General features: G+C 47.8%; 11 protein-coding genes. All 11 read right to left on the minus strand.

Translation table 11 applies throughout. From position 1 onward, the window contains the following. Window positions 1-393: 393 nt before the first annotated feature. The 11 genes from NLX74_RS21420 to NLX74_RS21470 all read right to left on the minus strand — a co-directional run bounded on the left by NLX74_RS21420 (window position 394) and on the right by NLX74_RS21470 (window position 12,601). Window positions 394-2,004, minus strand: coding sequence for an FAD-dependent oxidoreductase (locus NLX74_RS21420; protein WP_254329999.1), 1,611 nt, complete (start codon window positions 2,002-2,004; stop codon window positions 394-396). Window positions 2,005-2,029: 25 nt separating this feature from the next. Continuing rightward, entirely contained in the window at window positions 2,030-2,992 is a 963-nt protein-coding gene (locus NLX74_RS21425) for an ROK family protein (RefSeq protein WP_235307006.1), read from the minus strand. A 128-nt stretch (window positions 2,993-3,120) separates the two neighbouring features. Then, complete coding sequence (locus NLX74_RS21430; protein WP_061832131.1) at window positions 3,121-3,960, minus strand: MurR/RpiR family transcriptional regulator; 840 nt, start codon at window positions 3,958-3,960, stop codon at window positions 3,121-3,123. Further along, window positions 3,938-4,657: an N-acetylmannosamine-6-phosphate 2-epimerase gene (locus NLX74_RS21435; RefSeq protein WP_235307004.1), complete on the minus strand. Its 720-nt coding sequence runs from the start codon at window positions 4,655-4,657 to the stop codon at window positions 3,938-3,940. Before NLX74_RS21435 ends, NLX74_RS21430 begins: the two co-directional genes overlap by 23 nt. A gap of 5 nt (window positions 4,658-4,662) precedes the next feature. Further along, complete coding sequence (locus NLX74_RS21440) at window positions 4,663-6,201, minus strand: DUF4127 family protein (protein ID WP_254330001.1); 1,539 nt, start codon at window positions 6,199-6,201, stop codon at window positions 4,663-4,665. 100 nt (window positions 6,202-6,301) lie between these two features. After that, entirely contained in the window at window positions 6,302-8,128 is a 1,827-nt protein-coding gene (locus tag NLX74_RS21445; RefSeq protein ID WP_254330019.1) for a protein O-GlcNAcase, read from the minus strand. 50 nt (window positions 8,129-8,178) lie between these two features. Next, entirely contained in the window at window positions 8,179-9,069 is an 891-nt protein-coding gene (locus NLX74_RS21450) for a carbohydrate ABC transporter permease (protein WP_023986649.1), read from the minus strand. Further along, complete coding sequence (locus tag NLX74_RS21455; RefSeq protein ID WP_250267241.1) at window positions 9,069-9,950, minus strand: carbohydrate ABC transporter permease; 882 nt, start codon at window positions 9,948-9,950, stop codon at window positions 9,069-9,071. Before NLX74_RS21455 ends, NLX74_RS21450 begins: the two co-directional genes overlap by 1 nt. A 63-nt stretch (window positions 9,951-10,013) precedes the next feature. Then, window positions 10,014-11,288 (minus strand): ABC transporter substrate-binding protein, encoded by a 1,275-nt coding sequence (locus NLX74_RS21460; RefSeq protein WP_254330021.1) that lies wholly within the window; start codon window positions 11,286-11,288, stop codon window positions 10,014-10,016. A 181-nt stretch (window positions 11,289-11,469) separates the two neighbouring features. Next, window positions 11,470-12,033 (minus strand): DUF420 domain-containing protein, encoded by a 564-nt coding sequence (locus NLX74_RS21465; RefSeq protein ID WP_023986646.1) that lies wholly within the window; start codon window positions 12,031-12,033, stop codon window positions 11,470-11,472. Window positions 12,034-12,325: 292 nt separating this feature from the next. Further along, window positions 12,326-12,601 (minus strand): GNAT family N-acetyltransferase, encoded by a 276-nt coding sequence (locus NLX74_RS21470; protein ID WP_134903211.1) that lies wholly within the window; start codon window positions 12,599-12,601, stop codon window positions 12,326-12,328. Window positions 12,602-12,699 lie beyond the last annotated feature (98 nt).

A 12,699-nucleotide genomic window follows, 5' to 3' on the forward strand; every position in this document is an offset into this window, starting at 1 on the left:
AAAGACCAACCGAAGTTGGTTTATAGAAAGAGCGATAAGCTCATGTTGAAACTGACGAGATAAAAATATCTCTTGTTTGATTTTGCAAGCAAAATCATTTTACTCACTCGTTGTTCAGTTTTCAAAGATCAAACATTTCTCTTTCGCCGCGTTTTTCAGCAGCTATAAGATCATATCATGTTCGTTTCAAAAATGCAAGGGTTATTTTTTATTTTTTTGAAGATCATTTCACCCAAGCTTTTCGCTTTTGAAACTGCTGTTTTGTTGTCAGCTCAAATAATATATCATAAACCCCAGCAACTTAGCAAGCACTTTTTTTGTTTTTTATTTTAGAATAAATCCACTCATCTTTCAGCTCATTTAAAATCAGTCGAGGGGCTAGTTGCCCCTTCATTAGCTGATGACTTCCTCTGGCTCAAATACCTCTGCAGGCCAGTGTAGTTCCACACCTTGGCGAAGAAGAACATTTTGAAAACATCCAAGATGCTCTGCTGATCGGCTCACTTCAATGGGATATACTTCGTTGGAGACACAGTAAGCCGCTAGGCTTCCCGCTGATTCTCCTATATTCCATTCTGTAGGATGCAATCGATAGCAGCCATTGGCTATTTGGGTCATCCCTATATTTTTGCAGGCAGGAAGTAAATTGCGCACCCTCACCGGAATAAATGAGCCCAATGGAATTTCATAGGGATAGTTAGGGATGTAGAATGTTCGCTGAGATACCGTAGTTGGATGAAGATCCAAATGATAGCTACCTACACCTACACTGTCTGTATATCGCTTAGGACCCTCTTCTCCCCGAAGCTCACGACTTACATCAAACTCAGATATCATATAATTGGCCTGAATTCGGCGTGACTCGCGAATATAAGCCGTTTTAGCCAGACCGTCAGAAGTGCCGAGAATATCACCCCGTGGTCGAATTCCCGGATAGCCGAACCCTCCATCTAACCGGGGCGCTTCGGTTTGAAGCCAATATATTAATGAACGAGTCAACTCACGCGCTCCTTCTCGATGTTTTGCCTGCTCTTGAGCGGTAACACCGATCAATGGCCCTAGGTAATAATCATTTTGCGCCCAGTTTAAAAGAGTTACTTCACCATCATTTAGCGGTTTGCTCCATATCGAGGGATCTACAATACGACGATAATCCCATAAGGATACAATGCCCTGATCGTTAGGAAACAATGTGAACTGTTTTAGTTTACTGGTATCATCCGCGTCAGTAGCAAACCAGCTCAAAATCGGAAAACGGGAAAAGGACGGAATATAATTTCTCCAGAAATCATATTGTTGCGGCCGCTCTAAAATGAAGCTTTCCTGGGGAATATAGTCTACGGCAGCCACATGTGTGATAGATTGCATATCAAAAGGGTTAGCACACTCCAGTGCGTGAGGTTCACCCGTAGCAGCCCGCGACTCCGCTCCACTCGTATGCTCCACGCCCGCCATCGGAAGAAGATCACCACACTCTGTCGCATCCAGATAAAACGTTCCGTGCAGCACTCTAAATCCACACTTATGATCAGCGCTATTCGAGGTACGGACAGTTACAGAAGTAATACAGTCCCCATCCGTCTGAACGGCAATAGGCACGGTGTGATAGTATACATGAACGCGCCCCGTATTCAAATAAGGAGCGAGCATATCTTCAAGCACCCGCAGAGCTACCCGTGGTTCATGGGCCAGACGGCTTACCCAACCGTTCCCAGGATTGAGAATGGGATTATTTCGAGCTTCTTCGGTTAACGGATAGTTCTGACGGTAATAGTCACGTACACGATTACGGAACTCACGGTATGTTGCTGTGCAACCAAATTGTTCGATCCATCGATGCTCATCTGGAGGAACCGCCTGTGAAGTTAACTGCCCCCCTAACCAGTCCGTCTCCTCTGTCACGATGACTCTCATGCCAGCCTTCGCCGCCGCAAGAGCTGCCGATGTCCCCCCTAGACCTCCGCCAATCACAACAATGTCGGTATCAAGCCGTTTTTGCGTCATGGTTCGTTCCCCTTTCATTCTTGTACTAGGACTCGGTCATTTCGAAGGCAAGCCGTGCAGCGCCGATGATTCCAGCGCGATTGCCCAACAATGCCCGACTTACTTCCGTTTGAACTCCAAATTGGTGCAGATGCTTTTCCAGCATAGGCCACCAGACCTCTCCCGTGTCCGCTACTCCTCCGCCTACAATGATCCCCTCAGGATCAAGAGTCACCGAGATGTTAGCTAGAAGTACAGCTAAATCTGCGGTGTAATCATCCAGTACCTGGATTGCCTCCTGGTTACCGTGAACGGCCTCTTTCACTATCTCGTTTCCCGAGCGGTACAATTTACCGACGTGTTCCCTACCTCGACGTAACAGGGCGCTCCCCGATACATATTGCTCGGCGCACCCTTTTTTTCCGCAATTACAGGGGTGTCCTCCGGGGAATAGAATACTGTGCCCCCAATCACCGCCGCTCCAATGAGCCCCTCTGCACAAGTGGCCATTTTCCATATATGCACCTCCGACACCTGTTCCCAACGTGAGCATCACCAAACGTCGCTTGCCCTTCCCCGCTCCCTGCCACGCTTCTCCAAGTAAAGCGGCGTTCGCGTCATTATCAGCAACCGCTCGTAAAGCCAGTTTTTCTTTAGCCCACGTTACTAAGGATGTACCTTGCCAGCCAGGTAGGTTATCTGTGGCATACACAACTACGCCGCTCTCCACATTTACTCTGCCAGCAGTAGCAATGCCTAGAGCGCCTATATCTATATAGGCACCGATGCTGGTATCCCCAAAAGAACGCAACAGTCCGAGCACAGATTCTGACACCTGCGACAACACCCATTCACGTCCACGGGAAGCGTCCGTATCCAGCCGGATTTCATCAAGCACCGATCCGTCCCGTGCCACTATGGCGGCCTTCACCGATGTGCCCCCAATGTCGATTCCAATGACTCTGTTCACAGCAGCTACCACCACACCAACCTCCTTGTTGCCCCACATAAAAGCTTACTAGCTCTTTGTACAAACCTTCTATTAATAGCAATACTTGAAATAGCCATTCATAAGCACCACAAACACAAGTCATTGAACTGTCGGAGCACAAGTTTTCAATTCACAACTGAAAAATCTCAATAGCTTCGTTCAATAACGGCCCTCGCTGTTTTTTCCTTCATCTGTTTGGTGTGATTCGTATGCTTGCGAGCAAGCCCTTCGCAGATGAGGTCAATCACGAATAGTTGTGAGATTTTAGCGCCGATTGAACCACCTTCTATTGGAGCTTCCTTGCCTGCGGTCAGCAACACGATATCCGCTATGGAGGTAATGGGTGATTTGGCATAATTCGTAATTGCGATAACAGTTGCACCGTTTTGCTTGGCTTTATGCAGCATATCGTTTGTATCCAGCGTACTTCCTGATACACTAATGCCGATAGCCACATCACCCGGGTTCATGGACACCGCCATCATCGACTGAATATGTCCGTCTGCCACAGCCTCGGCGCGACGCCCGATCCGTAAGAAACGATTTTTAGCATCCTGCGCAGAAATTCCCGAAGCGCCTACACCGAAAAATTGAACATAGCCCGCTTGATCGAGACACGCAATCGCACGACCAAGCTCTGAATGGTCCAGCAGCCCCATACTGGAGTGCAAAATATCGAGCATGTTGTGATACACCGTACGCGTAATATCTTGTTCGTCATCTGGGTCGATGTTCTCCTCGCCCATATCTGTTTTACGATAAGTCTGGTTTTGCGCCAGGGACAGTCGGAAATCCTGATAACCTTTGAAACCAATCTTCCGGCAAAAGCGCATGACGGTCGTTTCGCCTGTACCTGCAAAATCCGCCAGCTCTGTCACGGAGAAATATATGATGTCTGCGGGATGCTCCAGTACGCACAAGGCGACTTTCTGCTCCGATTTCGTTAATGAAGGATAATATGTGTTAATTCGGTCGTTCATCTCCATAGATGCATTTCACTGCCTTCCTTGCGGCATCGGCAAACCGCTGCGTAATCAATTGGGGTCTGGTAATCGCCGAGCCTACAACCACTGCATGTGCTCCCATTCGGAATGCTTCCTCAACCTGCGCCGGATCATAGATTTTACCCTCTGCAATTAAAGGAACAGGAACCAGTTCTGACGCTCTCCGAACCAGCTCCAGATCAGGACCCTCAATCCGAGTAGAGTACGGTGTATACCCGGATAACGTGGTGGATACGCAGTCTGCGCCAAGAGAGGCCGCATGAAGCGCCTCCTCCAGTGTCGAAATGTCTGCCATGGAAGTAACCCCCTGCTCATGGGCATAATCTATGAGCCTCTTCAGCTTGCATCCCGCTGGGCGCGGTCGTAATGTGGCATCCAGCGCAATGATATCCGCGCCTGCCTCTACCAGTTCCTCCATTTCACGAAGGGTAGGCGTAATGTAAATATCAGAATCATCATAATCCCGCTTAATCAAGCCAATGACTGGTAGAGAAATCGCCAGTTTAATCGCACGTACATCCGATGCGCCATTGGCGCGAATCGCTACAGCTCCACCCTGCTGTGCGGCAAGCGCCATTTTGACCATAGAATCTGCTCCATGCAACGGTTCGCCTGGCAGCGCCTGACAGGATACGATCAGTCCGTGCTGAACTTTGGATAACACACCTTCCATTCCCATAGGAATCACCCTCTCTTCTCGGCATGATGCCGTACGGTTAATCCGACTTCAAAGGTGCGGTTCCACGGCATGTAGCAATCTGTAATTTCCACGCGGCCTTCCGGCCCGTTCACATATTCATTGAGCGCCTGCTCCAGCCGTCTGCGAATAATCGCAGCAACCGAGCCTCTCGGTCCATCGAGCATAAACTTGGTAAAACCCATCTGCTCCACAATCCCGTTATTCATAGCCGTACGTACCACAGCGCAATAACAGGCATCCTCGGCGTAGCGCAGCGACAGAAAATCCAAATGTTCCTCCGTAGAGCCATAGTGGGTATACAGCATAGACTGGGCAATGACGGTGCCCAGCGTGTTAGAACTGGTATTCCAGCCTGCATAACCCGCCAGCTTAAAAAGCAGTCCTTTTTGCTTCAATAGTCTAATTAGCTTGAGATCTGCGCCGTTGGCGTAGCCCACATCAGCAACTGCAACATTTTGACCCGCATATTGCAGCATATAAGAACCGTACTCAACCAGCTCTACTACATTCCGATGTACATCATATCCGGTCATTGCACGCTGCTGGGATGAAGCTTCTGCCATCGTGTCACCGGGTGTGTTAGCCAACAAAATCAAATCAGCCTCCATTGCTGAGGAAGCTATTAGCCCACCTGCCGCCATAATCTGATATTTTAAGGTTTCGTAAAAATAGCGATCTTCAAAAAGCGGAACTACGAATGCCCCCTGCAAAGCAGACAATCGAGGATACACCAGTGGGATTACATTATTCATCTTGTTAACCCAACGAGCCAGCAACGTACAACCCACTTCATCTGCCCCCGGGTACATGTATACATTCAAATCCAGCTCAAGCTCAGAAATACGACTTCTTAGCCGCTGCTGATCCTTGGCGGTATAGCCGTAGGGAGCCGAATCATCCTGTGGGATGATCATAAAATCAATGATACCTTCTGCTACGAGATCCAGTGCAACTTCATTGGCCTCCAAATTCACATGGCGACGTCCCAGATAATCATCCAGTATTTCCATTGGCAAACGCTCGCTGATATCAGCTAATTCGAGCAACTCTTCTGAGGTAGCGATCCCCAGCTCCTGACGATGCTCAATGAAGCCCTTTCGGAATATCTCACGGCCCCAATCGGCATAGTAATCCGGTTCTTCATCAGCCAAAGAGTATTGCGGACAACGCATAATCAGTTGAAATGCATACAGGGTCAGTTGCGGATATAATTGCTTTAGCCTGCGAAGCCGATTCACCCTATCTCTGACCTGCTCGCTCGACATACCGTGTAGTCGAGAAGGTACGATTCCTCCGTACAGCAACGTATCCATCGCAACAATGGCTCCATCAGCAGTCGCTGCGCGTTCTTCGAGCCATGCCCATAGTCTGGTCATATCGCCAGGGGTTTTCTTTTGTCCCATCCATTCCAATGGGGGCCGCTCCATTTCCAAGTCTGTGCCTTGTGCCAGTAAATAAGGAAATTGATAATTACAGGGCCGCTCATCCAGCGGTATAAAAAGTAATCGGGTGTTTGACTTCACCGTACATTCCACCTCTCCTGAAAATTACCGTTATCCTAACGGCAAATGATTATTTTCAGGGCAGCTATGCTGCCTTGGTTTCTTAATCCATCGCAGACACTTACAAGATCAGCCGATATTTGCCTTGTTCATCCTGATCGACATAACCCCACTGCGCGGCAGCTCGGATCGCCGGATTGCTACCCAGCCGAGCCTCCGCTTCTAAGCAAGCAGTGATACCGCGTCGCAGTTCTCCTGCGATTTCGTCCGTCAGAGGCGACGGCTCTGGCCCGTCAATTTCTTCGCTCGGCGTGCTGCTCTCCTCCGACTGTGCATCGTCCTGTCGCTCGCTGCTGAGCGCAGCTTGACGCAGCACCTGCCACAGGCCCGCGTCCAGCTCGGCACGTTCCAGCCACGGTGCAGCCTGGAACACGAACCCTGCGGCTAGATCATCGGCAGGCACGTTCCGCAGGACGCTCACCGCCTGAAGCAGCCGCTCAAAGTACATATCCAGCGCAGGGATATCGCGCATTTTCAAAGCAAGGTCCACGTCCTCATACGTGTTGCCGCCTAGTCGGCTGTTCCTATTTTGACGACAGAAAAACATCAGTTCATCCGCACGCTCTCCCGCTAACTCCCGCGCAGCCCATTCCCAAGATAGCTCAGGCATATACCGTTCACTGTTCCACATGTAGTGGGACATCGTGATGAGCGTCACTTTGGAGCATTCCCACTGATTCATCGGGTTGGCCACCATACCGGTATGTCCGCAGTCCGGTAGTCTGGAGTATCGTCCGCGTAGCGGATCAAGGAATAACCGATCATGGTCACAATCATTCACCGGGATGTTATCCCACACCCACAGCTCATGCCCAAAGTATGCATGATTATCAGCGGCGTGCTCGCGACTAATCTGTGGAGCAAAAACAAAGTACCCCGTCCAGAACACCTTAATCTCCGGATGCAGCCGCTCACGGAAATCCTTTTTGTATTCGGTATCCCAATATGACCAATATTCCGAAGGACAGACCGTCAGCGTAAATTCAGGCAGTCGTTCAGCCAGCCATGCATGCACCTTGTTCGTCAAAAAGACATGAGCGTGACCCGAGCGGCCCAGCAAATGTCGATTTTCCCCTTTGAGTACATAGTCAATGTCATCCATTAATACAGAAAAATGACGTACGCCAATCTTAATCACGGCCACCAGCTTTTCCGTCAATTTGAGGAAATCTTCATCGCTGCCAAAGCTCAGGTCGTTCCCTGGGCTGATACAATAATGAAAATCAATCTCATGCCGTTCGCAGGCTTCCTTCAATTCGCGGATCTGGGCAAACGTATCCTCAGGGTACGGTTCTCTCCATAGCTCACGATGATATGGATCATCCTTGGGGGCATACATGAACGTGTTCATCCGGTGCGTAGCCATAAAACGGACGGCATCCAGCCGATCCGCGAAACTCCACGGTATCCCATAGAAGCCTTCAATAATTCCTCGGACCGGAAAGGAAGGCTCATCCCGAATAGACATCACCGGCAGAGCACATCGCTCCTGTTCCACCTGAAGCAGGAGATGCAGGGCATCCATGCCGTATTTGAGCCCTCTTTTATTGGAAGCGTGGATTTCAATCCGCCCGTCCTTCTGAATGTCCAACCGATATCCGTCTGCAGCAAGCGTTCCGTCATATTCGAGCACCAACTGTACGCTTCCCCGTGTTTCAGTCGGTACACCCGGTCCTGGAGGTACAATGAGCTTGATCGGTCCCTCAGGGTCCAGCACACCTTCATACTCCTGATTCATTGCAAAGCGAGAGGACAGTTCACAGATCAGTCGCGGTTCGGAGATAACCAGCCTTTCCCCGCTGTCATACACATCACGAAAATAATATTGTATCTCCTGCCGTGATAGCCCATCACCTGAATGAGGCCCCATTCCTTTGGACAATTTCATCGCAATCGTCTCCTTCCCTTCACAGGCTGTTCGTAGCCGTGACTACTGGCTTATCCTTTTACCGCTCCCGCCAGACCTTCCATATAGTAGCGCTGTGTAAACAGGAACAATATAATGATCGGCAGTACCGAAATCATTGTGCCTGCAGCAATCCAGCCGAAGTTATAGGCAAATTGACCGTTGAGATACGTGAGCGCAGCTGCCAGCGGATATAGCTCCGTATCGTTCAAAATAACGATAGGCCACAGAAAGCTGTTCCAGAACGACATCGCCTCCAATAGAGAGATTACAGCCAGCGCTGGCTTGACCAGCGGAAGCACCAGCTGCCACCAAATTCGGAACTCCGAAGCGCCGTCCATTTTACCGGAATCACGCACATCGGTAGGAATATGGATAAACGTCTGTCGCATTAGAAAAATGTTGAAAACGGAGACTGCCCCAGGCAACACCACACCCAAATAGGTATTGCCTAGATGAAGCCCTTGAATGGTCAGATAATGCACAATAAATGCGGTGTAGGAAGGAATAATCATCGTGGCAATCAGCAACGTAAACACCAGATTTTTACCCTTAAAACGAAATACAGCCAAGGGATATCCTGTAAGACTGGCGAGCACCACATTGAGCACAACGCCCAACACCGTAATGATGACCGTATTCAGCATATACTTTGGAAAATTCATGAACTGCCACACCTGAACGTAGTTGTCGAAATCAATAAAGGTCGGAAAAATAGCGGGTGGCGTTGAAAAAATGTTGCGGCCTGGCATGAGGGATACGCTGAGCAGCCATAGGAACGGTCCCATTAAAAAGAGGGCGAGTAGCACTAGAAGCACGTAGATGACCGTCATTCTCAGCATTCGAGCAAGACTGCGCATGATGCGGCTGCTTTCCTTTTTAGGAAGAGATGAGCGTAGCATTTTGTCATCCTTTAGATTCATCAATAGGGATTGACACCGCCTTTCCTATTGAATCGGAATACGATAATACTAAGTACGGCAATCATTGCACCGACAATTAAGCCAAGCGCGGAAGCATATCCAAAATTAAACTGCTCCATGCCCTTTTGAAAAATATACAAGCTGGATGTCAACGTGGCCGTTCCCGGTCCACCCTTGGTTAGTACATATACTTCATCAAATACGCGAATAGCTGACATGAGCGATATAAGGGTACAGAACAGAACGTAGGGTCTCAGCAGTGGAAGAGTAATATGGACAATCAGACGCCATCGGCTTGCTCCGTCGACTCTAGCGGCTTCGTACAGATCTTGGGGAATATTTTGTAATCCAGCCAGATAGAGCATCATATAATACCCGAGTCCCTTCCACATTGTGATGAACATTAGTACATACAAAGCCAAGTTGCTGTCCGATAACCAGTGTATGTCTTTGCTAATCAAGCCGACCTGCATGAGCAAGTAGTTCACTATGCTGTTATTGCCCAACAGCCAGCTCCAAATTAAGGCTACCGCTACCATCGAAGTCACAACAGGGATGTAGTAGGTCGTACGAAATATTTTAATTCCCGGGATACGGCTATTCACAAGCACAGCCATCAGGATGGAGAAAATTTGAAGAAAGGGGACAATGAGCACGTACAACAATGAGTTCCAAATCGAAATAAGAAAGTTACGGTCCTTAAACGCCGCTTCAAAATTATCCAAGCCGACAAAATGGGTGTCTGATATGACAGAGTAGTCCGTCAATGCCAGCGGAATGCTGTAAATAATAGGCCAAAATACAAAGACGGCAAGCAATAACAGTCCCGGCGTCATAAAGGCCCAGGCCGTAAAGGACTCCGACCTCAACCATTTGATCATGCTGCATCACCACCTGATTTTGATAAATGAACAGGGGAGTATTCACTTACTCCCCTGTCAAACCTATTGCTTTAAAATATCGTTCACTTCCTGCTCCAAGGCAGTAAGCGTCTGCTTCGTATCCGCGCCATTCAATACCATATTTTGTAAAGCTCTCGCGATGGCACTGTTCACATCTTTGGCATTAGGCACACCGACCATATAATCTGTCGCCTTATCCAAGCTTTGCGCGGATACTACCTTGGCTTGTGCTTCTAATGATTTGTCAGACTGAGTAAAATATGGATCTTTAATGGAGTCTTTCGTGGAAGGTAGTGTATTCGCCGCTTTAGAAAAAGCTGTTTGACTCTCTGCGTTTGTCAAGAAAACAGCAAATTTCACCGCTTCGTCCACATGTGCAGACTTAGCAGGTACGACCAGGTCCATGGAGTTGGAGAGCCGCACATCGGCTTTGCCGGTTGGGACAGGGACAGCAATTGTGTTCTTATAAACATCCGGCGCTGCCGTTTTGATAAAATTGATGAACGTCGGGCCTGCCAGCTCGAAAGCAACCTGCTCGCCGGCATAATATTTCACTTGTTGTGAGAATTCAGCGTCTTCCTTGAGTACAATGCCATCTTCCATCTGTTTTTTCAGATTATCAATCATAGTGACTGCTTCTGGTGTGTTGAACGCCGCTGCTGTCTTTTCTTTATTTAGAATAGGAATGCCGTCCACAGCGAAAAGCTTGGATACAAGCTGCTGAGCATAGCCTGCCTTGCCAATTTTTCTATTGATCTGACGGCCCCATTCAGACAATTCCTCCCGGGTTTTGGGCGGATGGGCAGGGTCCAATCCGGCAGCTTTGACCAGCTTTGTATTCATGTAAAGCACTTCTGTACCGGTATACCAGGGTAGCGCATAAGCTTTACCGTTAATAACTGTAGAATTATAAATACCCTCGAAATAAGCAGCCTTTTCCTCGGGCGACAAATGCTCATTCATATCAACAACAGCACCCTTGGAGCCCATTTGGCTAGCAAATTCTGTATTGAGATTGACTACATCTGGACTGCTGTTGCTAGCGATACTTGTCAACAGCTTGTTGGTTACTGCGTCATAAGGGTAATCCTTCCAGTCAATTTTGACATTGGGGTTCTTCTGCTCATAATCGGCAATCACCCGATTGAAATACGGGGTAAATGTAGGTTGTAGTGCAATGGTCCAAAATTGCAGTGTTACTTTCCCTCCGTCAACCTTTTCCGACTTTGATCCTCCACCACCGCAGCTGCTCAGCAGTACAACCAGCGCTAGCATAGATACAAGCAACCGTAACCTGCCTTTCGCTTTCTTTGTCACATGGTGACCCCCTTGTTCTTAGTTGATTAAGGCAAATTATAGCAGAAATGCCGCTAAAGAAGGAACGTTTTTTCAATAAAATAAATTTAGAAGGAATAATTTTTCTTTTATTGGATACAAAAAAGACGTCTCTTCAGCAGAGACGCCATTTCCCTAAATCACCCGCAAAGGGTTTAATCTATTAATAGTATGGGGCCATGAAAACGTACACCAGTACCCCGGTCAAGCTCACATATAGCCAAATCGGCATCGTCCAGCGTGCAATCTTACGATGTTTTGCTACCTGCATCGTCCATCCCCATACAACCGTGAACAGGGCCAGCGGTACAATAATCGCAGCCAGTATGCTATGCGAAATCAACAGCGTAAAGTAAATCGGCCGAAGGATACCCACCCCACCATATTTTGCAGTTTCCGGCGAAATGTAGTGAAAGGTCAGATAGGAAAATAAAAATAAAACGGTACTGGCGAAGGCCAGCAAAACAAAGGTTTTATGAAGCTTAATGTTCTTTTTGAAAATAGCAACCAGTGCAGCCACCAGAAAAATAAATGTGAAGCTGTTAAAAATCGCATTCAGCCTTGGGAAAATGGTGAGATCAAAACTCACACTACCCTGGTATCCGATCGGCGAAAAGAACAGCAGCAAAATAATCACGTTGGCTATAATGGAAACGGTGATAATCAAGGCTGTAAAATTACGATTGCTCGTTGGAACGTACTGCTTGTCCTCACTCGCTTTATTCATCATGAGCGTCTCCTTCGTTAAATTCAGGTTTTCGTTACTGTTGTAGTCATAACCATAATATATTATATAGAACTCATGGACAGCCTGTGAAGTGACAACAGTATGAACAATTTCATAGCCATCTGTCGGAAAATATGATTTAACATTTGAGAATAGCCCTTTACTTCCCTATATCAACGGTAGAATGCATTGATTTTACAAGCTTTATGCACACAAAAAACACCGGGAAGGTCTGATTACCCGCTCCGGTGTTGTATCGATTATGCAATTAAGCAGCCTTGATGATCCATATTCATTGCTGCCATACGTCACTGTATTCCTGATGGCGCTTGAATAGAGCAAGCGCGTACGAGCAGGCAGGAATAACCTTTTTATGCTCATTCCTTGCCATATCAACCACTCGGTCGATAAGCTCCTTGCCGATTTTTTGACCCCGTAACTGCTCGGATACAAATGTATGGTCAATGACCAATGAGTGGTCATCTATGGATTTATAGCCTACTTCTGCAACTACCTGCCCATCATCCACCATGACTACTGCATGGTCCTCCTCGCGAATTTGTCTCATGAAACCAATCTCCTTTCTGACTGAAGAACATCCCGTTACAATTCCATGCTAACGAATTACTGCAATCACTTCATGCCGACGCAAGATATCCTTATCAT

Origin of the sequence: Paenibacillus sp. MZ03-122A, assembly GCF_024213325.1 — a bacterium.
GTDB lineage: Bacteria > Bacillota > Bacilli > Paenibacillales > Paenibacillaceae > Paenibacillus > Paenibacillus polymyxa_B.